Origin of the sequence: Cuniculiplasma divulgatum, from assembly GCF_900083515.1 — an archaeon.
Taxonomy (GTDB): Archaea; Thermoplasmatota; Thermoplasmata; order Thermoplasmatales; family Thermoplasmataceae; genus Cuniculiplasma; species Cuniculiplasma divulgatum.
In genome coordinates, this window is sequence record NZ_LT671858.1 from 1,490,431 (window position 1) to 1,511,189 (window position 20,759).

At 40.4% G+C, this 20,759-nt stretch carries 36 protein-coding genes; 4 read left to right on the forward strand and 32 right to left on the reverse strand.

What is annotated here, in order from left to right:
• Positions 1–29: 29 nt before the first annotated feature.
• The 3 genes from CSP5_RS07335 to purF are packed head-to-tail and all read left to right on the forward strand — an operon-like array spanning position 30 to position 1,832.
• The gene (locus tag CSP5_RS07335) at positions 30–278 is read left to right on the forward strand and encodes an LSM domain-containing protein (RefSeq protein ID WP_021790135.1); all 249 of its coding nucleotides are present in this window, start codon (positions 30–32) and stop codon (positions 276–278) included.
• Between the two features lie 2 nt (positions 279–280).
• Positions 281–445: a 50S ribosomal protein L37e gene (locus tag CSP5_RS09915; protein ID WP_077076882.1), complete on the forward strand. Its 165-nt coding sequence runs from the start codon at positions 281–283 to the stop codon at positions 443–445.
• Positions 393–1,832 (forward strand): amidophosphoribosyltransferase, encoded by a 1,440-nt coding sequence (purF, locus tag CSP5_RS07345; RefSeq protein ID WP_172399359.1) that lies wholly within the window; start codon positions 393–395, stop codon positions 1,830–1,832. The genes CSP5_RS09915 and purF overlap by 53 nt, the downstream gene beginning before the upstream one ends.
• Before the next feature lies 1 nt (position 1,833).
• On the opposite strand, the gene CSP5_RS07350 is transcribed toward purF, so the two are convergent.
• The 31 genes from CSP5_RS07350 to CSP5_RS07500 form a co-directional block, all read right to left on the reverse strand.
• Positions 1,834–2,625, reverse strand: coding sequence for an NOP5/NOP56 family protein (locus tag CSP5_RS07350; protein WP_077076531.1), 792 nt, complete (start codon positions 2,623–2,625; stop codon positions 1,834–1,836).
• Positions 2,609–3,748, reverse strand: a complete 1,140-nt coding sequence (locus tag CSP5_RS07355) for an RNA-guided pseudouridylation complex pseudouridine synthase subunit Cbf5 (protein ID WP_148690011.1) — start codon at positions 3,746–3,748, stop codon at positions 2,609–2,611. The genes CSP5_RS07350 and CSP5_RS07355 overlap by 17 nt, the downstream gene beginning before the upstream one ends.
• Positions 3,702–4,229, reverse strand: coding sequence for a (d)CMP kinase (gene cmk / locus CSP5_RS07360; protein WP_148690012.1), 528 nt, complete (start codon positions 4,227–4,229; stop codon positions 3,702–3,704). The genes CSP5_RS07355 and cmk overlap by 47 nt, the downstream gene beginning before the upstream one ends.
• Positions 4,226–4,936: a DUF106 domain-containing protein gene (locus CSP5_RS07365; RefSeq protein ID WP_021790140.1), complete on the reverse strand. Its 711-nt coding sequence runs from the start codon at positions 4,934–4,936 to the stop codon at positions 4,226–4,228. The genes cmk and CSP5_RS07365 overlap by 4 nt, the downstream gene beginning before the upstream one ends.
• On the reverse strand, positions 4,933–5,481 hold the full coding sequence (locus CSP5_RS07370; protein WP_148690013.1) for an adenylate kinase: 549 nt from the start codon (positions 5,479–5,481) through the stop codon (positions 4,933–4,935). The genes CSP5_RS07365 and CSP5_RS07370 overlap by 4 nt, the downstream gene beginning before the upstream one ends.
• A 1-nt stretch (position 5,482) precedes the next feature.
• Positions 5,483–7,270, reverse strand: a complete 1,788-nt coding sequence (gene secY / locus CSP5_RS07375) for a preprotein translocase subunit SecY (RefSeq protein WP_021790142.1) — start codon at positions 7,268–7,270, stop codon at positions 5,483–5,485.
• Positions 7,245–7,688, reverse strand: coding sequence for an uL15 family ribosomal protein (locus tag CSP5_RS07380; RefSeq protein ID WP_021790143.1), 444 nt, complete (start codon positions 7,686–7,688; stop codon positions 7,245–7,247). The genes secY and CSP5_RS07380 overlap by 26 nt, the downstream gene beginning before the upstream one ends.
• Positions 7,675–8,166: a 50S ribosomal protein L30 gene (locus tag CSP5_RS07385; protein ID WP_021790144.1), complete on the reverse strand. Its 492-nt coding sequence runs from the start codon at positions 8,164–8,166 to the stop codon at positions 7,675–7,677. Before CSP5_RS07385 ends, CSP5_RS07380 begins: the two co-directional genes overlap by 14 nt.
• On the reverse strand, positions 8,150–8,812 hold the full coding sequence (locus CSP5_RS07390; protein ID WP_148690014.1) for a 30S ribosomal protein S5: 663 nt from the start codon (positions 8,810–8,812) through the stop codon (positions 8,150–8,152). The genes CSP5_RS07385 and CSP5_RS07390 overlap by 17 nt, the downstream gene beginning before the upstream one ends.
• Before the next feature lies 1 nt (position 8,813).
• Positions 8,814–9,299: a 50S ribosomal protein L18 gene (locus CSP5_RS07395; protein WP_021790146.1), complete on the reverse strand. Its 486-nt coding sequence runs from the start codon at positions 9,297–9,299 to the stop codon at positions 8,814–8,816.
• A 1-nt stretch (position 9,300) separates the two neighbouring features.
• Complete coding sequence (locus CSP5_RS07400; protein WP_021790147.1) at positions 9,301–9,750, reverse strand: 50S ribosomal protein L19e; 450 nt, start codon at positions 9,748–9,750, stop codon at positions 9,301–9,303.
• Positions 9,751–10,161, reverse strand: coding sequence for a 50S ribosomal protein L32e (locus tag CSP5_RS07405; RefSeq protein WP_021790148.1), 411 nt, complete (start codon positions 10,159–10,161; stop codon positions 9,751–9,753).
• Entirely contained in the window at positions 10,161–10,703 is a 543-nt protein-coding gene (locus tag CSP5_RS07410; RefSeq protein WP_021790149.1) for a 50S ribosomal protein L6, read from the reverse strand. The genes CSP5_RS07405 and CSP5_RS07410 overlap by 1 nt, the downstream gene beginning before the upstream one ends.
• A 10-nt stretch (positions 10,704–10,713) precedes the next feature.
• A complete protein-coding gene (locus CSP5_RS07415; RefSeq protein ID WP_021790150.1) occupies positions 10,714–11,103 on the reverse strand; it encodes a 30S ribosomal protein S8 in 390 nt (129 codons plus the stop codon).
• Positions 11,104–11,112: 9 nt separating this feature from the next.
• Positions 11,113–11,274, reverse strand: coding sequence for a 30S ribosomal protein S14 (locus tag CSP5_RS07420; RefSeq protein ID WP_021790151.1), 162 nt, complete (start codon positions 11,272–11,274; stop codon positions 11,113–11,115).
• A complete protein-coding gene (locus CSP5_RS07425; RefSeq protein ID WP_021790152.1) occupies positions 11,274–11,795 on the reverse strand; it encodes a 50S ribosomal protein L5 in 522 nt (173 codons plus the stop codon). Before CSP5_RS07425 ends, CSP5_RS07420 begins: the two co-directional genes overlap by 1 nt.
• Positions 11,792–12,505 carry a 30S ribosomal protein S4e gene (locus tag CSP5_RS07430; RefSeq protein ID WP_021790153.1) on the reverse strand — a complete coding sequence of 238 codons (714 nt, stop codon included), beginning with the start codon at positions 12,503–12,505 and terminating at the stop codon, positions 11,792–11,794. The genes CSP5_RS07425 and CSP5_RS07430 overlap by 4 nt, the downstream gene beginning before the upstream one ends.
• Positions 12,505–13,059: a 50S ribosomal protein L24 gene (gene rplX, locus CSP5_RS07435; RefSeq protein ID WP_241869809.1), complete on the reverse strand. Its 555-nt coding sequence runs from the start codon at positions 13,057–13,059 to the stop codon at positions 12,505–12,507. Before rplX ends, CSP5_RS07430 begins: the two co-directional genes overlap by 1 nt.
• Before the next feature lie 11 nt (positions 13,060–13,070).
• Positions 13,071–13,469 carry a 50S ribosomal protein L14 gene (gene rpl14p / locus CSP5_RS07440; RefSeq protein ID WP_021790155.1) on the reverse strand — a complete coding sequence of 133 codons (399 nt, stop codon included), beginning with the start codon at positions 13,467–13,469 and terminating at the stop codon, positions 13,071–13,073.
• On the reverse strand, positions 13,466–13,792 hold the full coding sequence (locus tag CSP5_RS07445) for a 30S ribosomal protein S17 (RefSeq protein WP_021790156.1): 327 nt from the start codon (positions 13,790–13,792) through the stop codon (positions 13,466–13,468). The genes rpl14p and CSP5_RS07445 overlap by 4 nt, the downstream gene beginning before the upstream one ends.
• Positions 13,793–14,083, reverse strand: coding sequence for a ribonuclease P protein component 1 (locus tag CSP5_RS07450; RefSeq protein WP_021790157.1), 291 nt, complete (start codon positions 14,081–14,083; stop codon positions 13,793–13,795).
• A complete protein-coding gene (yciH, locus tag CSP5_RS07455; protein ID WP_021790158.1) occupies positions 14,083–14,385 on the reverse strand; it encodes a stress response translation initiation inhibitor YciH in 303 nt (100 codons plus the stop codon). The genes CSP5_RS07450 and yciH overlap by 1 nt, the downstream gene beginning before the upstream one ends.
• Positions 14,382–14,588, reverse strand: a complete 207-nt coding sequence (gene rpmC / locus CSP5_RS07460; protein WP_021790159.1) for a 50S ribosomal protein L29 — start codon at positions 14,586–14,588, stop codon at positions 14,382–14,384. The genes yciH and rpmC overlap by 4 nt, the downstream gene beginning before the upstream one ends.
• Positions 14,548–15,210 (reverse strand): 30S ribosomal protein S3, encoded by a 663-nt coding sequence (locus tag CSP5_RS07465; protein WP_021790160.1) that lies wholly within the window; start codon positions 15,208–15,210, stop codon positions 14,548–14,550. The genes rpmC and CSP5_RS07465 overlap by 41 nt, the downstream gene beginning before the upstream one ends.
• Positions 15,207–15,656: a 50S ribosomal protein L22 gene (locus CSP5_RS07470; RefSeq protein ID WP_021790161.1), complete on the reverse strand. Its 450-nt coding sequence runs from the start codon at positions 15,654–15,656 to the stop codon at positions 15,207–15,209. The genes CSP5_RS07465 and CSP5_RS07470 overlap by 4 nt, the downstream gene beginning before the upstream one ends.
• 6 nt (positions 15,657–15,662) lie before the next feature.
• Complete coding sequence (locus tag CSP5_RS07475) at positions 15,663–16,118, reverse strand: 30S ribosomal protein S19 (RefSeq protein ID WP_077076537.1); 456 nt, start codon at positions 16,116–16,118, stop codon at positions 15,663–15,665.
• Complete coding sequence (locus tag CSP5_RS07480) at positions 16,115–16,810, reverse strand: 50S ribosomal protein L2 (protein WP_021790163.1); 696 nt, start codon at positions 16,808–16,810, stop codon at positions 16,115–16,117. The genes CSP5_RS07475 and CSP5_RS07480 overlap by 4 nt, the downstream gene beginning before the upstream one ends.
• Before the next feature lie 9 nt (positions 16,811–16,819).
• Positions 16,820–17,071, reverse strand: coding sequence for a 50S ribosomal protein L23 (locus tag CSP5_RS07485; RefSeq protein ID WP_145983984.1), 252 nt, complete (start codon positions 17,069–17,071; stop codon positions 16,820–16,822).
• 2 nt (positions 17,072–17,073) lie between these two features.
• Positions 17,074–17,829 (reverse strand): 50S ribosomal protein L4, encoded by a 756-nt coding sequence (gene rpl4p, locus CSP5_RS07490; RefSeq protein ID WP_148690016.1) that lies wholly within the window; start codon positions 17,827–17,829, stop codon positions 17,074–17,076.
• A 2-nt stretch (positions 17,830–17,831) separates the two neighbouring features.
• The gene (gene rpl3p, locus CSP5_RS07495; RefSeq protein WP_021790166.1) at positions 17,832–18,821 is read right to left on the reverse strand and encodes a 50S ribosomal protein L3; all 990 of its coding nucleotides are present in this window, start codon (positions 18,819–18,821) and stop codon (positions 17,832–17,834) included.
• Positions 18,822–19,031: 210 nt separating this feature from the next.
• Positions 19,032–19,724 (reverse strand): helix-turn-helix domain-containing protein, encoded by a 693-nt coding sequence (locus CSP5_RS07500; RefSeq protein WP_077076538.1) that lies wholly within the window; start codon positions 19,722–19,724, stop codon positions 19,032–19,034.
• 66 nt (positions 19,725–19,790) lie between these two features.
• On the opposite strand from CSP5_RS07500, the gene CSP5_RS07505 reads away from it, so the two are divergent.
• Positions 19,791–20,051, forward strand: a complete 261-nt coding sequence (locus CSP5_RS07505) for a hypothetical protein (RefSeq protein WP_021790168.1) — start codon at positions 19,791–19,793, stop codon at positions 20,049–20,051.
• An 81-nt stretch (positions 20,052–20,132) separates the two neighbouring features.
• Here the strand turns inward: CSP5_RS07505 and CSP5_RS07510 are convergent, their stop codons facing one another.
• Entirely contained in the window at positions 20,133–20,681 is a 549-nt protein-coding gene (locus tag CSP5_RS07510; protein ID WP_148690017.1) for a cysteine hydrolase family protein, read from the reverse strand.
• Between the last annotated feature and the right edge of the window lie 78 nt (positions 20,682–20,759).

Sequence of the window (20,759 nt, forward strand, 5' to 3'; positions counted from 1 at the left end):
TACAGTATTACCATAACAGCACAATTAACATGGCAACATATCCAAATACCGGACTCAAACCATTAGAGGCTCTTAGGGCTTCTACCGAAAAGAATGTATTAGTTGATGTTAAGGGAAGGAGAGGCTACTCCGGTACCCTTGAAGGATACGATGTATACATGAATCTAGTTTTAAGAAATGCAAATGAAATTATAAACGGAGAAGTTAAAGGCGTTCATAACAGAATACTCGTAAGAGGAGACAATGTTATTTTTGTTTCGCCATCATCAGGTGATTAAAAATGAGTAATGGAACAGCTGTAATGGGAAAAATGAACAGTAAGAAAGTTCATATCAGATGCAGAAGATGCGGTCATCATGCTTACCATATCAGGGAAAAGAGGTGTGCTCACTGTGGATTCCCAGCTCCAAGACTACGATCCTATAAATGGGCTAAAGCCAAGTGAGAACTGTGCCGTAATAGGGATATACGGTAACGATACAGTTTTTTTTAAAATCTATACTTCTCTGAGAACTCTACAACACAGGGGACAGGAAGCTTCAGGAGTTGCGATTTTTGATGGAGAAAAGATAAATGCTCTCAAGGTAGACGGGCTAGTATACGAGGGATTCAGGCCATATATTGAAAAAGAAATTGTGCCTAAGGGGAACATTGGAATAGGTCACAACAGGTATTCTACAGCGGGTATTAAGAATATAACCGGCGCAGGTCCCTTTCTAATATCAACGGCAATGGGTGATATGGCCATAAGCCACAATGGGGAAATAACTAATTATCAGTCCTTGAGAGATGAGTTAAAGGAGCAGGGAGTGCCTTTTGTCACGACCAATGACACAGAAGTTATGTTGAATCTTCTGGCTCGGACAATCCGTCAGAAGGGAATTAAAAATGGTATAAGAAGTTCTATGGAAATGCTTCAAGGATCATATTCAGCCGTTCTAATGATAGGAGAAAAGATGTACGCAATGAGGGATCCAAAGGGTTTCAGACCACTTATTCTTGGAAAGGCCGGAAACGACATAATTATATCGTCTGAAAGCGCGGCCATTGACGTACTTGGAGGTGCTATTGTCAGAGATGTTCAACCGGGAGAAGTTGTTGAGATATATAATGGAGACATAAACACTTTATTTATTATGAGGAGTCAGAGGATTTCTCACTGCATGTTTGAATATGTATACTTTGCAAGACCTGATAGCATAATAGATGGTGTTGAGGTGTATAATTCCAGGTACAGACTTGGAGTTAATCTCGCAAAAGAAGCGCCTGTGGAGGCTGATGTTGTGATTCCAGTACCTGACTCTGGCAGGACACAGGCCCTGAGTTATGCTGCTGAACTCAAGATGGAATATAGTGAGGGTCTTTTCAAGAACAGATACTCAGAAAGAACATTTATTATGCCTGGTAACAAGGAAAGGGACAGCGCAGTTAAGCTGAAACTTAATCCGATTAAATCTGTAGTACAGGGAAAGCGAATTGTTCTTGTCGATGACAGCATTGTCCGTGGAACAACCATGAAAAGGATTGTTGCTTTGCTAAGCAGTTTTGGCGCGAAAGAGATACATGTCAGAATAGCATCACCAAAGATTGTTGCACCATGTTACTTCGGCGTTGATATGAAGACCCGGGATCAGTTCATAGCTTTAAACAAGAGTGATGATCAGATTTCAAAAGAGGTTGGTGCAGATAGTCTTGCTTATCTCTCCATAGAGGGATTGGTAAATAGTATTGGAATGCCTAAGAAATCACTCTGCCTTGGATGTCTAACCGGAGAATATCCGGTAAAAATTGCTGGAGAAAAGGAAGATATCCAGACAACTCTGGAGTTATAATTTAATTCTTATTACTTATTTTTGAAAGGATATTATCTATTTCATCCTGACTCATTATCCTGCCTATACCATCAGCCTTAAGAGTTAAGGCAATTTTTGCCGAGAGTCTTCTTGAAATTTTTCCCCTATCTCTTGGACTGCTTCCCGAAATTAAATGAGACTTATAAAGAAAGCCATGTTTCGGATTTGGTATGTGCCTTGTTTTGCTGATAAAAAGTGATTTCTCTGCACCTGCCATCTGTATTGAGGATGATGGGGTATTAACAAGCCTTTCCAGTGATTGAAAATGCCCCAGCAGTTCAGCACATAATACTGGATTAATTATTCGTGAGGTGTTTGGAAAGATCTCCTTTGCCTTCTCATTCAGGGACTTTTCAAGTTCCTTTTTCCTCGATACCATTTCCGATCCAAGTTCCCCTATGGTTGATATTGCATGATCCTCGTTATTCTTCATATTCTGGAATAATTCTCCAGGATCCTCCGATTCGCCTACAATCAGGCCAAGAGCCATTGATTTTTCAAATAAGAGATTGATTATTTCGTCCATTGAGTTATACACATTGAAGATCTTCACCAGCTTCCAGTCCCTTCCGAGAGACTCTTTCAGTTTCGATCTTCCGTAATTTAGCATCAGTTCTCGAAGATCAGGAAGCGCCTTGCCCTCTTCCATTTCTAATCCATCCTTTCCTTCAGATAGTCTGTCAAATAGATCAGTCGGATTTGCAGAAAGAAGCTTATAGACTTTTAGAGTACCATCACTTCTGTAACCGTACCATTTAGTTCTTTCTGTCATTTCTTCCCTTCTTTCTGTTCCTGTTAACTGGTCTCCTGTCCTTAAAATTATCCCTGTATTCGTTTCTGTTTCTTTTCTCATTATTGCGTTCTGGCCATTGATTGGGTCTCTGTGTTCTTTTCTCCCGTGAAAATCTGTCATTCACAAATTTTCTTTCCTTTGATCCCTGCTTCACCTCACTCCTCAAATGAATCTCTCTTTCCTTTTGCTTGACTGGTATTTTTACCGAGTTTCCTGGTTCCGGGTCAATGAGAACTCTATCTAGATCCACTATCTTTGTGTCAGATATCTGATTGAATGATAATACCATTTTTCCGGTACCCACAAGCTGTCCCGACTCAGAAATGAGGGCAACTCTTTCACCTGCCAAAGGTTCACCTATTATTGCCTTGATCCCTCCAGGATACAGATCGGAACCATGGGCAATAGTCTTAAGTGTTGAAGCTTTTATTATTACCTTACTGAATGTTGAAAGGAGAAAGTTTGACTGGTACATAGCTGATTTAAGGAGATGATCCTTTCCTGCCTTTGCCATTTCAACACGATCACTTAACTCCTGAAGAGTTATGGCCATTTCTTCCCTGAAAGGACCAGTTCCCAATCTTCTCAGGTCTGTCATATTCCCCTTGGTTCCCAGATAATATCCTATATCCACACACAGTGTCCTTATGTATGTCCCAGATTGGCATTTCACCTTGAAAAGTACATCCCTGTTCCTAATTTCCATTATTTCAATATCATAGATCTCCCTTGTCCTGAGTTTTCGTGCTACAGCACTTTTTATAGGAGGTAGCTGGTATATTTCCCCCTTAAAATGATCAAATGCTTTTCGTATGGAAAGTTCGTCAGCATCAGCATGTAACTTCAATGTGGCTATATATTCCTTTGGATATTCATGGGCAATGTCCACAAGTCTTACACATTTTCCCAGTGCAATTACCAGTAGACCAGTAGCCTGCGGATCAAGAGTTCCTATGTGACCAACTCTTTCTACACCGGTAATCTGTCTTACCCAGTAGTCAATCTGGTGACTTGTTGGACCCTTTGGTTTATCTATACATATAAAACAGCCCTCTTCAGGCATTGGAAAAGACCATTCTATAGATTTCGTTTGCGATTTCATCAGCACTTCCTTTCTCTGTATCTATAACAACATCATATATGCTTTTATCTTCCATCAAGAAACCAAAATATTCTTTGAACCTGAAATTTTCAGATTCCTCCCGCATTACTACCTTTTCAGCCATGTTTCTGTCATTTTCTCTGATGCTTACCCTGGCAATCCTCACCTCTCTGGATGCATCAAGGAAGACCCTGAATGCAGGAATGCCTGCTGAATAGGATATCCAGCCTGCAAGTCTGGATTCAACTATTATATCGTCATGATCCCTCAGAAAATCCCTGATCATGTTATTTAGGGTAACATCAGTTCTGCTGTCTTTTTCTGCCATTAAATTCATTTCTTCCAGACTCACATGCATATCTTCAGACATTTGCCTGAAAAAATACCCACCTGAATAAACGTCATATGATGTGAGATCGGATAAAATTTTAGAAACGGTTGTCTTACCACTGCCTATATGACCACTGACCGTGATTCTCATTGTACTGTCAATCCTTCAGAGGGATTCATTCCTTCATATTTTCTTAGCTGGTATGAGAAATCTATGTATTTTATGATCATTGTAATCATATACCCAACAACCATATTGGAAATGAACGATATTATGATCCAGCTTGGGAAGAATCCTACAACTGAATTTAGATTTACATTGGATGCCCATGGGAATGATACATAGGGAAATGAAAGATGAGCCAGAAAGAAGTATAGCCAGACAAATATTAACAGTGTAAACATTGATAATATTATAAGTGGTGCAGTGCTGCTCATCTGGACCATTTGTTGATCCATCATGCTTTCCTGCTGCATCTTTCTTAATTTATTCATCTTGTCCCTGTCGTTTGCCCTGAATGCCTCATTCTGAGCCTTCCTGAATGCCTGTGCCCTGTTCTGTGCCTTTCCTATCTTGAGCCAGTCAGTGAAGAAATATCTTGGTATACCACTTACTATCCCGGTCAATATACCTGACAGCGCAATGGTTAATACCGGATAACTGTAATTGAATCCAATAAGCGGCCCAAGTGCAAACTGAAACACTCCTCCAATTGCATCTCTTATGGCAGTAACATAGATTATAACGATACTGAAAATGAACATAAGGAAATACATTCCCTGGAATTTTAGCATCTTCTTTTGCATCTCTTTCTGTCTGGCCATTCTCTCCATATTTGGATCCTTTACTTCTGTCATTTGGATAACCTCTCTACAATTTTTTCTGCGACCTGATCAGCTAAGCCTGGAAGATTATTAATAAAGGAAACTGTTGCGCCCGTATATACTGAATATGAAACTGCAAATGACCTGTTTACAGATTGATGTGTTGTTATATCCTCTATTGTCTCCTCATCCCTGGTTCTGCTTGGGTCGTTATTTCTCCTCTTCCTGATTTCTTCTGGCTCTGCTTCCAGAAGAAAGAACGCGCTTACCTTCAGTTCTCTTATAACCCATTCTGGCAAACCTGGTAAAAATCCTCTTGGACCCTTTATGGCCATATGGGTATCAATTATAACATCCTCAATTTTTCCAATTGCGGATGCTGCCTTTTTTTGAAGATTGATCTGGGTATCAACACTTAGCTTCCTGATCTCATCCCTTGATTCCACAAGTTTTATCTCCTTCGCCATTTCAAACATGAGTGTTCCGAAATTGATGATATCGTAGCTTGTTAGCTTCTCTACAGATTTCAGTACTGTAGACTTGCCAACACCCGCGACACCCGCAATTACAACTCTCATTTTACGCCCCCGAGAAGAACTGCCTGATCAGTGGATGCATTTCCATCATTTGTTCCCTTCCCATTGCCTCATAGAACTGTATCACTATACCAACAGCCAGCAACAGTCCTGTTCCGGACGTTTGCCCTACAGTTCCAATCAGGTCAGCTGATGCTGCAAGCAAACCGACAGCAGCTCCACTGAATACAGTAATTACAGGGATATATTTCTTAAGAACCCTTTCAAGAACCTTTGGATCCCGTCTGAAACCTGGAATCTGCATCCCAGAAGAAATAATCTGTTTGGCAACGGCAGACGGACCCATATTTGTGGTTTCTATCCAGAACTTTGCGAACAGTATACTTGCTCCAGTCATGAAACCCAGAAAGACTACGATATGTATAACCTCCTCCCATGCAGTGTGATTGAATAGCACGGTAGGACCGTATACCGCTGGCTGTAGTATGGGGAATAGCCAATCAGCAAGCCCATTTGGAGTATAAAGATAGAATGCCAGTCCTCCGGTTGGCTGGGATGACGACACGCTAAGGGCTGACGCCGCAGAGGGTGTTAGATATGACCCCAGCAACGGATTATGTCCTAACAGTGGAATATGAGACAAGGCGGGACTACTCCAGAACAGTAATGTCCACATTGATACATTTGCCAGCAGGGCCGTAGCCAGGATCACGGGTATGTTTGAAGCATAAAAGAGCTGAAGTGGATATCTTCCCCTGGCTCCCCTCACCCTTTCGTGTGCTATGGGAAGCTCTACCTTGCTACTCTGGAAGAAGGCAACAATGAAGAATATCAACAGCGTTCCTATCAGTGCTATTATTGGATTAGGTGGTGAGAATAAAAGTCTTGGAATACCAAGAGAACTCTGAAGATATGAAGCTGAACCAAATATTGATGTATATATTATATTTGGTATTGTTCCTACTGGTGGATTATTCAGGGCAGCGGTTGTAGAAAGAGCATAGGGCAGCGATGTATTAACAGGAGCCCAGTTAAAAGCCCCGGTAAATAGCTGTTGCGATACTCCTGCAGCAATGAAGAGTGATATACCAGATCCTATACCATATTTGGACACAAGTTCATCCATGAGGAATACAAGATAGGAACCAAAGAATAATTGAGCCACTATTATGGATTCTGAAAGGAAATATCCGTATCCCGGGGCCATGCTGTTAAGTGATGTTATAAGAGCCGGATCTGGAACAAGATATCCGAATGCCTGTGGAATTGCTTCCACAAATATCATCAGTATAACTATTAATTTCTGTACACCCTGATAAATTGCCTTGTCGTCAGAGTTTGTGAGATCTATGTTAAAAATCTTGGCACCTGCGAATAGCTGCATAACTATACTTGCGGTAACAATTGGACCTATTCCAAGATCCATAAGAGATCCTTCAGCGCCAGCGAAGATTGCCCTGAAAGATGCGAATACGTCCACAGTCTTACTCTGGTCAAGACCGTATATGTAAATGTTTGTTAAAACGAAATATAAAACTACGACAACGAAAGTCCACAGAAGCTTGTACTTGAACTGTACATGTCCCTTTGCTTTTTTGACCGCGGGTAGTTTAGCGGTCAAATTCTCCAGACCATATAACTTGGACTTTTTTGGTCCTTTATAACTCAAAACCAGATATAATATAGCAAATAACGGAGCTAACAGCACCGCAGCTATTAATAACTGGGGGAGGGGCAATTTACTGAAATACCAGAATCCGACAACAACCAGAGCATATAGGATTATTGTCGGGATACTGGATGCTTTATTCCGCTCTATCTGTTTGCTCATCTACTTCTACCGATACCCCTGTAACGATAAGCTTATTTATGCATCTTTCGGTTGTTTTCGGCACAATGATTTTTGATTTTACCCTGAAATCTCCTGTTGAGAGAAGCTTTGTATAACCAGCAGCCTTAAGATCAACAACGGTTTCCCCATTTTCATCCCTGACGAATCCCTTTGATTTGAGTATTTCCATTGATTCAGCCAGTTCCTTCAGGGTAATTGGTATCTCAAGCTTTCCCTGTTTATGACTCTTGAATCCATGGACACCAAAGTGATTGGGATCAAACTTTATTACAAGCTGAGTTCTGTGTTTACCCAGTCCTGCCAGCCCAGATCCTCCTCTCTTTCCTTTGCCTCTTCCGGATTTGAAACCTCTTCCGTATCTTCCTCCTCTCTGTTTCTTTGTCTTAGTTCTTACCATCTACTTTTACCCCCGGAATTAACATTCTTCTTATTAGTTGATTTATCTCTGAACCCCTGTAGCCAAGTGTTCCATCCTTCTTGTACTGTGATCTGATGTATTCATATCCTCCCTTTGGTGGGTGCATTCTTAGAACTGGGATTATTCCCGGTATGTCTAAGAATTTTAGTTTGCCTTCCATCAATTCCTGTGCAAGATGACTGAAACTTTCTATTCCCATATTTTCCTTCACATATTCTTCAGTCAATGGTTTTCGTCCCTCCAGTAGTGCTCTTGTTTTTAACACCTCTATCAGGGTCTCCTTGTCTATTTCCCCCCAGGTTATGTAATCCTTTGCAGTCTGAAGCATTCCCTGAAGAGTTTCTGACTCGTTAATAAGAGCCATGTGATTTATATGATGTAGCCTCATCAATGAACAGGTTTTAGCTGCCTGCGGCCTGATTCCTGATGTTCCTCTAACCCTAATTACTGCCAGCATTTGCAACACTCCCCTTATATATTGGTGTACTCAAGGCAATGCTTGGGTTTATCCTCATCTCTATGGTCTGCTTCAATGCAGCGAATGTGGCTTCAGCATAATTCACAGTAGTCTTTGTATGACCCTTTGCAAATCCCCATGCATCCTCTATTCCTGCCATTCTCAAAATTGTCTTTGCAACATCCCCGGTGGCTCTTCCTACCCCCTGAGGTGAAGGCTTTATTCTTACTGTAACAGAACCTACATGTCCTGTTACCTGGAATGGAACTGTATGTGCTCTTCCGCAACCGCATTCCCATGAACCACAGCCTCTTCTTATTTCTACAATGTTCAATTTTGCATTGTTTATGGCCTTTCTTATGGCTGGCGCAGCTTCTTTAGCCTTTCCTCTACCCAGTCCCACAAAACCATCCTCATTACCGACGACTGCAGTTATTGAATAATTCATTCTTCTACCTGAGTCCGTCATTCTTTGAGCTCTCTCAATATAAATTATTTCATCCTTCAGATCAGGCATCAGTATATCGACTATCTGATACTCTCTCAATGGGAGTTTCATTTTCAATGCTTCTGACATTGACTTAATTTCTCCTGAAGCTACCAACTTTCCCAGTTCCGTCTTCGGAGTCCACTGTTCACCTTCCATCTTAATTCACCTTTTCATCAATCTTCTTTTTCATTTCATCCAGTTTGACAGGATGTTTTACGTGCTTTCCTTCCAGTCTCTCTTTGGACGGAAATATTTCTTCTGAGCACGGAACTTCTACACCGGAATCTGTAAATCCCTTAAGGACTGCTGATATTCTCCCACCCTTTATCAGGTCGAAGCGTCCTATGTCCAGAATGGCATAGTCTATGTCCTTTTTCTTGACGGTCTTGCCAAGATAATATCCTGCCAGATAGCATGATTGTGTATTGTTACCTTTAATACCTGCAATCTTTTCCATAACCCTGGATGTTACGGTTCCCTTTATCACATCGCCATCTGGATCATATTCTGCAACCTGTGCAGTGAATCCCTTACCTGAAACCCTGACCACCAGTCTGGGACTTTCAGATTTGAGAAGGCTTAGTCTTTTCCTGTAGTCTGTTACTCCTTCTTTTTTTCTCTTTAATAATGTTGGGGTCTTCATTTCACTCACCTAACAACCCTGCAAGTCTTATCTGTGATCTCAACTGTGCTCTGGACTTGATAGTGCCTCCCTTTACAATTCTGTAGTACTTTCTGTAAGTTTTAGCATCAATCTTGTTCTCACTTTTCAGAGTTCTCAGTTCATCCCTCAGCGCTCTAATTGTCTTTATCCATCTTCTCTTTCTTGGAAATCTTGCGTTCCTGGTACCTCTTACAGATCCAGGGCCCCTTCTTCTTTCCTTGGAAAGTTGTTTTAGTCTCTTCTTAAATCTTGCATTTGAGTTACCTTTCTTTGGTTTGGCCTGAATTACGTGTTTCTCCATGAGATTTCTCACGTCTTCTCTGGTTGCTGCCTCCTGTACCAGAGTTAGACTATCCATATCTACCCATATTCTTGATACACCTGACTTATATTCATCAGCTGCTATCCTTTTAGCTGTTTCTACTCTCATTTACTGCACCTTCCTGTTCAGCACCCTGATTCCAAGCTCATCGGCTCTTCCCTCAAGGACTTCCCTCTTCTTCCTTCCAACTGTGGACGATATCCTTGCTGCTTCCCTTTCGGGATTGAGCCCTTCTATCTCCTTCAGGTTATGCACCAAAACTTCCATGAAACCGGATGGGTGAAGATACCTTACAGCCTTTGGTCCTCTGTATCCTATATCAACAACAGGTGGCCTTCTCGCGAGATGTTCTCTCATTTTGGAGTGGTAACCCCTTGGCTTTCTGTATTCCTCACCAAACTTCTTGTATCGGAACCATTCCTGTCTTCTGAATTCAACTCTTTTTCTCGCCTGTTCATTCTTCTGTTTCAGCAACTTCTTTTGATCTTTTGACAGATTTGGTTTAAATGAAGATGACATTATTCCTCAACCTCCGTTTCTATTGGGAAAATTCCATCCTGGAATATTCTCAGGTCGAACCCCCTAATCTTTGTCGATCTTTCTATGTTTGAACAGGTCTCACCTATTTCTCTCCTGTCTATTCCAGTCAGTGTAATTCTGTCCCCTTTGATGGCTACCTTTGTTGCTCCAATGATCTTTGCCTCTCTTGGGCTCCTTTCTCCAAGGAAATTCTCAACAAGAAGCACTGAGCCCCTTACAGATACCCTGGTAGGGAAATGCGTGTAATCCACTTTCATGGTGTATGTGAAGCCTTCCTGTACCCCCTTGAACATGTTTTTCACTTCTGATTTCCAGGTGCCTGAAATGGCTTTAGTATATCTGTTCTCTTTTGATTTCTCTATGATAACTGAACCTTCCTTTATCAGTACTCTCACATAGTTATCAGCAAAGTTTCTCGTAACCTTTCCAAGTTTACCTGAAACTTCAAGAACTCCATCCTTCATTTCTGTTTTTATTCCGGATGGTATTTTTAATTTTTCTGATTCTTTCCAATTAATCATTTTCTTTCACCTAATATATGTAAGCGAGGAGTTTTCCTCCAAGTCCGTGTTTTCTGGCTTCTACGTGGCTCATCACACCCTTTGTGGTCGTCACTATGAGAATACCGAAATCCTGGGCTGGTAGGTATCTTGATTCGAATGTATCAAGATTAACTTTCTTTACTGAGTATCTCGGCTTTATTGTACCACAGTTATTGATTGTGTTATTTAGATGTATCTTGAATTTGCCTCCCTGGCCATCCTCGATTACCTCAAAGCTTGTAATATAATTGTAATCCTGCATAACCTTGAGGACTCTTCCGATCATCCTTGCTGCTGGGCCAACTTCAATCTCTCTCCTGCCTATGCTTGAAGCGTTCTTTATTGTGTTTATTATATCATTTAATGGATCATGTCTCATATCATCACCTCAACTGTATTTCTTAAATCCAATGGCGGGAGCTGTTTCTCTGAAACATTGTCTGCACATTCTGATTCCGTATCTTCTAACCATTCCTCTCTTTCTTCCACACCTTACGCAACCTTCAACTCTACCGAATTTCTTGGTTGGTCTAAGAATTAAACTTGTCATTAATTAATCACCTCTACCTCAAACTTTTCCTTGAGAAACTTTAACGTTTCTTCTTTGGTTATGAATAATTTTGATGAAAGGTTCTGTTTTCTGATGTTTCTCTTGGAATTTCTGAAACCACCCCTTCTTTTCAGTACAACAGCCACATCCATTCCAAATATTCCAATTTCCGGGTCATATTTCATTCCCTTGAAATCAGTATATTCTGAAACTCCAAAATATGCATTCCCCTGTTTGTCTACAGAATAATGTGGGAATTTGTATTCCCTTGCATACAGTGCCTCCTTAAGGAATTTCTCTGCATCTGCCTTTCTCAGGGTTACTTTCGCACCTATGGTCAGACCTTTTCTGAGATTAAATTCCCTTACAGTCTTTTTTGATGTTGTCAGTACCGGCTTATGACCTGTAAGCATTTCTATGACTTTCACGGCCTTGTTCAGCCTGTCACCAGCCTGTCCTACACCTATATTGATAACTACCTTGTCTATGGTGATTTCTCTCATGGGGTTATCTGTTTTCACTGGCTTTCACCCCCAGTGAACTCTGTACTGTTAAATTTGAGGTTTCCTATAGGAAATACATATTCCTCAATGGTAGCAAATCCTTCTTCCATTGAAATAAGGTTAGACTGGGATGATTTACTTACCTCTATGGATTTCACAGTTGCTATTGATCCGACGTGATTTCCTCCTGTGAGGAAAACCTTTGAGCCTTCTTGAAGTTTTATGGTTCCATCAATCTTCTTATCCTTTACATTGTAGAGAACCACGTCACCCGTGGATATGCCCTTGTTATCACTAATGAATGTGTATCCATCGTGGCATGCAATCATCGTCTTTCCCCCTTTAATGGTGTATTTGTTTAGAACCTTTCTTGGTTTGACGTTTGAATTCTCTTCCTTCTCTGGAACTGGTGTTAATCTTCCCAGTTTATCGTAAAGAATCCTGTAACTCTTCTTGAGTTCTGGTATCGTGATAAGGTCCATGAAGCCGGCAGGATATTTCTTTTCCTTAATTGCTTTTCCATCTACCATCACGAATTTATTATTTAGTAGTCTTGTGATTTCTCTCTCCTTGTCTCCAAGAGATAGGTAATCTCTCAATACATGTAACATCGGTACAGATGCATTCCTTTTGTGTGGTCCGGGCATTGAAGTTGCTCCCCAGAAATACTTCTTCCTTGGAATTTTTACAACTCTTGGGATCATCTGCCTTTTAGTTTTATTTATCATTACTGTTCATCTCCTTCATCTTCTTCTGGATCTTTTTGCTCATCCTCATCTTTTTCCTCGTTTTCCTCTTCAGGTAACTCCTCTTCACTGAGGTTGTCTGGGATTTCACTTTCCTCTTCTGGCTCTTCTTCGGATACTTTTTCCGTCTGAGACTCAGTAGTTTCATCCTGTGGCTGCTCAATCTCCTCCTGAGCTTCAGGTTCATTCTTGGTAGAGTATTCTTCCAGTACCTGATCGTTGAGAACAATGTTCTTCATTGCTGCAAGTTCTCTTATTCTTTCTGACCTTTCTTCCATATTGAGGTCGAGTTTTGTTATTTCTATTTTTTCTGGCTGTATTGGGAATGACTTTTCCTTTCCATCAGCCTTTGCAATATTTATTCCATCAATTATTACAAGTGAGTGCCTGTGGTCGACTGATGAAACTTTTCCACCTTCTCCTCTCCTGCTCCCCTTAATTATCTTAACTATATCTCCTCTCATTATGGGAAACTGTCTAATTCCGAGTTTTTTCCTGAGGTCTTTTTCCAGTGTTACCTTTACCTTATTCATCATCTTCTTTTCACCTAAACTATAGTGGATGCAATGGCGGCTATCCTTGGCCATCTTTCGGCTGCTTCCCTGGCCACTGGTCCCTTTATTTCTGATCCTCTTACTTCACCATCAGGTGTTACCAGTACGGCTGCATTTTCCTCAAATGAAATAATTGAGCCATCTGCTCTTCTATAGGGCCGCTTCTGTCTTATCACCACTGCGTAAACAACCTTTGCCCTAACGTCTGGACCTCCTTTTTTAACGCTTGCTATAAACATGTCACCAACACCTGCTGCTGGAACCCTTCTTGCGACTCCGTGCCATGCTTTTACATTAATTAGACTTACAATTTTGGCACCGCTATTATCTGCGCATACCATTCGTGCTCCAAGTGGTAATCCTCTTGACTGCCTTCCGGCTATACCCTTCATTGATCCAGCCTCCCTACAACAACGTGCGATATTGTCTTTGCAAGTTTCCTGCATTCCGTGAAGAGAACTCTATCTCCGTTCTTCACCTCAATACAGGGAGGTAGGTGTACATGATAGCTCGATATGGATTTTATATTTCTCTCATACTTTGAGTTGAATTTCTTAAATTCTCTCCTTACTACCACACTGTTTACCATTCCCTTTGAAACAACTGTGCCTATGATTACTCTTCCCCTTACACTCAGATTTGAGTGGTACGGACATTTCTTATCTTCACACTGCTTTTCCGGTGGTGCAATGTCAAGTCCTATGTTTCTTGTCATTTAGTTCATCCTCCTTAAATTTTTATTGATCTTCCTCAGTTCCTTAAGTCGATTTTCAGGTCTGTATCGAATCAGGTTTCCCTTTATCAGATAATTAGTTCCTTCCACATTTACGTTGAAATCACATGAATCCTTTGGTATTTGCCTCACCATGTCAGATGTTTCTATGGAGAACATATTCTTTGTCTCCTTGACCACGATTCCCGTGACTCCCAGAAGTTGTCTGTTTTTTGAATTTAGTACAGTTATTTTTCTTCCGAGATATTCTTCTCCGTAAATGTTATAGACCATTATCCTACAACCTCCGTTTTGAATCCGATACTTTCAAGATACTTCTTTACAGAATCCCTGTGATCGCCCTGTAATTCGATAATCCTGCCTTCCTTTACAGTTCCCCCCGAAGCAACTTTCCTTTTCAGCTGTTTCGCTATATCATCAACATCTTCCATCTTCGGATCAATACCCTCAATGATGGTCACGTTTTTGCCATATCTTCTTTTATCAACTGTTATTCTTACTGCCATGGTATCTCTGGTAAATCCATCCCATGGCTGCAGTTCCTTTGGGATTCCTGTAAAGTTCTTATCCTTCATCTTTTAGTTTCCTCCTCGTGATCGACTGTTCGTATCCTGGCGATTTGGCGCCTTATGGACTTTATCAATCCTGGATTCAAAGGTGATCCTCCCATGGCGACACTTGCCCTCTGTCTAAGAAGATTCTCCTTGAGCTCCTTCATTCTTTCGTCTCTCTCGTCCTTATTCATTTTTCTCAACTGGTCCGGCTTCAATTCCGACATTTTCTGTGTTCACCTCCTTCATTACTAAATTTGAGTTGTTTACCTTTATATCATCTGGAAGCTTGTAGTCCCAGTTCAGTATTCTGACAGAAACCCCTATGATTCCAAGTTTCAGCTTTGCTGTTGAGAAACCATATTCTATACCACTTCTTGCAGGTTCACCAGAGTACTTTATCGAACCAAAGAAGAATTTTTGGCTTCTGGCTCTTTCACCGGATATCTTTCCACCGATCTTGATCATTACACCCCTTGCATTGCTTTCAATAATTCTTCTCAGTGCAGTGTTTCCTGCCTTTCTGTAGGCCCATCCTTTCTCAAGAGACATTGCAATCTTCTTTGAAACGATCTGCGGATTAAGGTCAGGGTTCTTTACCTCCTTGACTTCTATCCTTGGGCCTTCAATTTTGAATCTATTCTTTAGTGTCTCTTCAATCTCCTGAACCTTTGATCCCCTTCTGCCTATGACAAGACCCGGTTTGTTTACCACTAGCTGTATTGATGTATCAAGAAGATTTCTCTTCATTTCAATTCCACCGAAGCCAGCACTGTCCGTTTCTTTCCTGACATATTCTGAAACGAGAAGTCTTTTTATACTTTCGTTAATGAACTTTCTCTCTTTCATTCTTCAACCTCCTCTACAACAATGGAGAGATGAACCATATCCCTGTTGTTCGCACCAGCTCTCCCATATGCCTTAGGTGTGAATCTCTTCAGCATTGGTCCTTTATTTGCTGTTATTAAGCTTATCCTTAGTGAGTCCGTATCAAGCCCCTTGAATTCCGCATTAGCTTTCACGTTATCTATCAGTGTTTTGAATTGCTTGACTGCTCTGACAGGGTATCTACCAGGACCATATCCCTTCCTGTGTGATACTGAATCCAGATATCTAAAATATTTTATTGGTCTCTGCTTGTTCATTACATCATCTAGAAGTGCCTCTGCTTTTGAGAGGTTCATTCCTTTCAGATTATGTGCTATATTTACTGCATCCTTCAGGGAGATGTTACAGTTCTTCCTTATGGATCTGGCAGATTTTTCCGGTATTTCATTTAATGAGTATCCTTTCATTTTAAATCACTTCAGTGGCATGAACTTTGAAGACCTTGTTGCACCTACTCCTGGTCCAGAGTGCTTTACTTCTCCCCTTGTTAATGCGAATTCTCCTACATAATGTCCAATCATTTCAGCTTTAAGTTCGAATTTTACGTAACTTTTACCGTTGTGAACGTGCACTATCTTTCCAACATATCTTGGAAGAATTATGAGATCCCTTACATGTGTCCTGATTTCAGGTTTCTTTCCAAGTAGTCTCTTTACTACTATCTTTTGATCTGGCCCCATTTCTCTTTTTAAGCTTCTTCTTACTCTTGCTGGAAACACTTCCATGAGCTTTTCCTTGTCCATTTTCTGGAGCTCTTCCAGTGTATAACCCTTGTATTTGAATTCCTTGGATCTGCCCATGGCAACTTTCTGGGACTTCCTGCTCCTCCTTCTTATGGACTTCGCTGATGCCTGTCTATTTGTGGTCATTTAATCTTCCTCCTTTTAGGTGATAATCTTCCTACTTTCCTTCCTGGTGGTGTACCCCTTCCAACTGTGCTTGGTCTACCAACGTGCTGATGATTTCCTCCTCCATGAGGATGATTCACCGCATTCATTGCAACACCTCTTACAGTATAGGCCTTTTTAGCCTTGCTCTGAAGATAGTGTATGTGCCTTCCAGCCTTTAGGATTGGAATATCTTTCGCTCCTGTACCAGCAACAACTCCTACTGTTGCTCTGCACTGTGGATTCACATTCTTTATAGCTCCTGACGGCAATTTTATTGAAACAAATTCCCCGTGACTTATTACCTGAGAGTAGGCACCTGCAGTCCTGCAGAGTTTTCCTCCATCACCCGGTACTGTTTCTATGTTATGAACCAGAGAGCCGTCTGGAATAAATCCAAGGTAAGTAGAATCCCCACTTTTGGGATTTTCTATTTTACCTATGTTAACTGTCTGGTCAACGTATGCACCGTTGAATGCTATTTGGTACAGTTTTTTCTTGTTAGTACCATCAAGGACCAGAACTGGTGACGTCCTGCCCGGGGCGTGAATAATATCTTTTATTTTGTAATTTCCGTCCTCGGGTATTCTCATTGGGCTCACATGTCTATGCCCAGGACTCCTGAACACCAGTTTGCCCTTTCCTCTTCTCTGTGTTATTAATAGTTTACCCATTTTAATACCTCAGTAAATTCCTATCCTCTCTCCAATCTCTTCAGCATTAAACTCTGGAGCAAGTTTAATCACTGCTTTTTTTCCTCTCTTTGTGTAGAGAACATTTATTTTTTCAACCTTTACATTGAACTGTTTCTCCACATCTTCTTTTATTTGTTTCTTTGTTGCCTTCCTGCTAACTATAAACGTAAGTTTGTTTTCAGTCTGACTTTGTATCATGGTTTTTTCTGTCGCAGTTGGTGAAATAATAACGTCTTCCATCTTCATTCTACCCCCATATTCTTAATTGAGCTTTCGGTAAAAAGGATCAGTCTTCCTCCTTTTCCTCCTGGAGCGAGTTTTGATATTGAAATATTTTTACAGTGCGATACCTCAACTCCTGGAAGAGATTTAAAAGCTGTAAGATGCATTGGAGAGTCTGTTACAATAAGAATGCTCTTTGGTGTCCTGTACGTCCTGTTCCTCATTGTACCTCTGCCAGCCCTGATCTTTGTTCTGTCCTTCGCCCTTTCTATATCGTCCCATACACCAAGAGACTGAAGGAAATTTCTTGCCTCCCTTGTCTTTCTAATATTGTTAATATCATCATTAACAACAACAGGGAAGGTAAGTTCTTCAGAAAACATGTGACCTCTTTTCCTTACCATGTCAGCATTTGCAGCCATGGTCAATGCGGTTTTCCATGCTATCTCTTTTTCTTTCTTGTTTATCTTTAGTTTGAGTACCTTCTCTGCTCTTGGAGAATGTGGACTTCTACCTCCCTTTGTGCTTCCGAGTAATACTGCCCTTGAACTTCCGGATACTCTGGGCATTCTAGAAATACCCATTCCTGGCCCTGATGTATGCCCAACTCTCCTCAGTCCTGCATTGGGTGAGGAGCCGTAGGGCTTTCTGTATGAAAGTGTTACTGCTCTGAAAGCCTTCTGCATTATATCTTCTCTTAACTCAGACTGGAAAATTTGAGGTACCTCTACCTCGTGATCAACCTTTCCTTCCATATTGTAAACTGATGTTTTCATTTTTAATCACCCTGCTTGGATTCCCTGGATATATATGCAACTTCCAGATTCTCAACAGATGGAGATTTCTGCCTTGATGGATCCCTGAATTTAATTAACCTCTTTATTGGACCTGGAACTGAACCGTGAATCAATACATAATTTGTTCTAACCAATCCGTAGTTTACAAATCCTCCTTTAACGTTGATATCATCCTGACCCTGGGATTTGGCATATTTTATGATCCTCATGTTCTGCTGCGTCCTCTGGTGCGATCCCATTTGTCCTGCCTGAGGAACCTGCCATCTTATCCAGTCTGGGTGCCATGGACCCAGTGTTCCTATCATTCTTCTGTGATTTCTATTTTTTGTTGGAAGAAGTTTGACTCCAAATCTCTCAACGTGACCTGTGAATCCCTTTCCCTTGGTCACTGATATAACATCCACAAAGTTTCCTGGTTTTGAAAAGTCTGTAAATTCTATTTCTTTTCCCAGTTTTTCAGTGGCATATTTGATTCTGGCGTCTACTGTTGAACCCCCAATTCTGGCTTCATAAATATCAGGTATTTTCTTTGGAACCCCTGTGATAAGCCATGGCTGAAGCATCAGCATAACTCTAACTTCTGTGAGATCCTGTGGAATTTCTCTTTCGTTTTTCTTTTTTACCTCTGGAATTACTTCAAAAATCTCCTTATCCAGATTGTCTGCCCACTTTTCATAGGTTACTCTTAATCCGTCTTCGGTTTCAGAATATCCCCTGACACAAACTACCTTTGCTGGTGGTACCTCAACTACTGTTACAGCAGCCATTATATTTCTTCCTGCTGTTGTACTACTCTTTCTGTAATCTACCATCTCAACATGTGTCATACCAACCTTGTAGCCTCCAAAAGATTGGATTTTAACATTTCCCTCAATCTCTGGCCAGCTTCTGATTGTAGACTTTAAGCTAGGCTTTCTCTTTCTGTGATAGTATCCAATAGATCCTCTTCTAGGATGATGTGGTGTTGCCATATTTTTTTCACCTCTACCGTTACACCTGTTTTGCAACAAAAATTTTTGTGCTCAACTGTGGATGCGTTAACATTGCCACTGGTGTATGGTCTGTTCTTTCAGATAATGTAAGACCGTATTTAAAGATTTATTAATTCCTTTTCGTTCTATGGATTGTTAAGCATGGTGCACTGGTATATATTATGGTAGATAGTCATACTTTTTGGAAACTTACTCCTGCTCAGAAAGAAAGAACAGTTCCAGAAAGGGTGAAATGTTGTTTAGTATTCTGTTCTTCGCCTTATTAAGGTGCTCTTCAACTGTAGATTCAGAAAGGGAAACAATTCTTGCAAGAGATTCTATTTCTGTGGCCTTTGGTATTTTGAAGTAGCCATTGGCAAGTGCTATTTGCATAATTTTTGCCTGCTTTACAGTTAAGTCGGAGAAAATATCAGATACGGAAACAGTTGATACACTTCTCAGTGTTTCTGGATGTATGGACTTACTCTTTTTTATTTTTACCTCACCATATTTTTCGAATGCCTGAATTAGTTTTTCAATTGTACCAGTCTCAATGACTATGAGAGTAATAGTTTCCAGTCCATTATCGTAAACCACTGGACCTTTCCACAGGGAATAGAGTGATTCAGCTATGCGTATTGATGAATTCTGGATGCTGCACCTGCATTTCATCATGAGTTCCACCTTACCTTCTTTGTTCTCTCTGTAGACTATGGTTGTTCCAAGCTTCTGTTCTATATTTGCAAATTCATCTTCGAGAGCCTTCAGATCATTATTTTTCCCGTAGAATTCAAGGTAGTCTATATTAGAATTGCACCATCTCAAGAATTTTATATTTGCAAAATCCTTAGATAACTGGTTGAATGCAAGGTGATTATCTATAACAAGATCGATTTGCCTCATGAAAGCCAATCCACGTTGGCTATAAATATATACCTTATCTATTGATATGAGTATTGGTGATAAAAAATGGCAAATGTAATTGTTGAGCACAGATGGAAACCAAAGAATGGAGAAGAGGTAACAAAGGTTGTAGGGAGCATAGTGCAGATGTCCAAGGATGGAAAACTTCCAGCAGGATTTCAGCTAAAATCCATAAACGTCATAGGATCTGAATCTATGGCAATATGCAACTGGGAAGCACCAAGTGTTAAAGACATGAAAGATCTCCTCGAAAAGGTAAATCCACCAACAAAACACGAAGTATACGAAGCACAGAGACTTGTGTAAATTATTAATGAGTAGACGTAACATTGGGTTTATAAAAACCCTTTACAAAATTTAGATTTTTTGGATTATCCACTATGGTAATTAATCGAATTTTTTGGCTTCAATAGATTTTGCCAGTTCTGAACTACTTTTCAGATCTGCGAACCATTCTCCAAGTACACTGTTTTCTAATTCCACTATCTGACCTGCACTAATATTCTTTCTATCATATGTGCTATGCCCATCTGATGCAAGAATGATCTTATATCCATGGGCAAAAGCATCCCTGATTGTTGAATCAACACAAAGCTCCGATTGCATTCCACAAATTATCAGGTTCTTAATTCCTTCACTTTTCAACACCATATCAAGATCGGTTTCATAGAATGCATCGGGATAGTTCTTATGTATAACTGTCTCAGATTCCTTTGATAAGAATTCGTCGTAAATTGCCCATCCCTCAGTTCCTGGTTCGAGACTATCCCCTTTTTTTCCTGAGTGTTGAATCATTATGACTGGATACTTCTTCTTCCTTGCAGAATCCAAAATCATTTTCACATTTCTTATAAGATCTTCTTTCATGAAAACTTTTTCTTCACCGTTAAGCATTCCGTTCTGAAGATCTATTACAAGAATTGCAGTTTCTTTCATCACTACAAATATCTAATTCCTATATATAAATTAACAATTTTAATATTATGAAGATAATGAATTTATTTTGTTATTCAA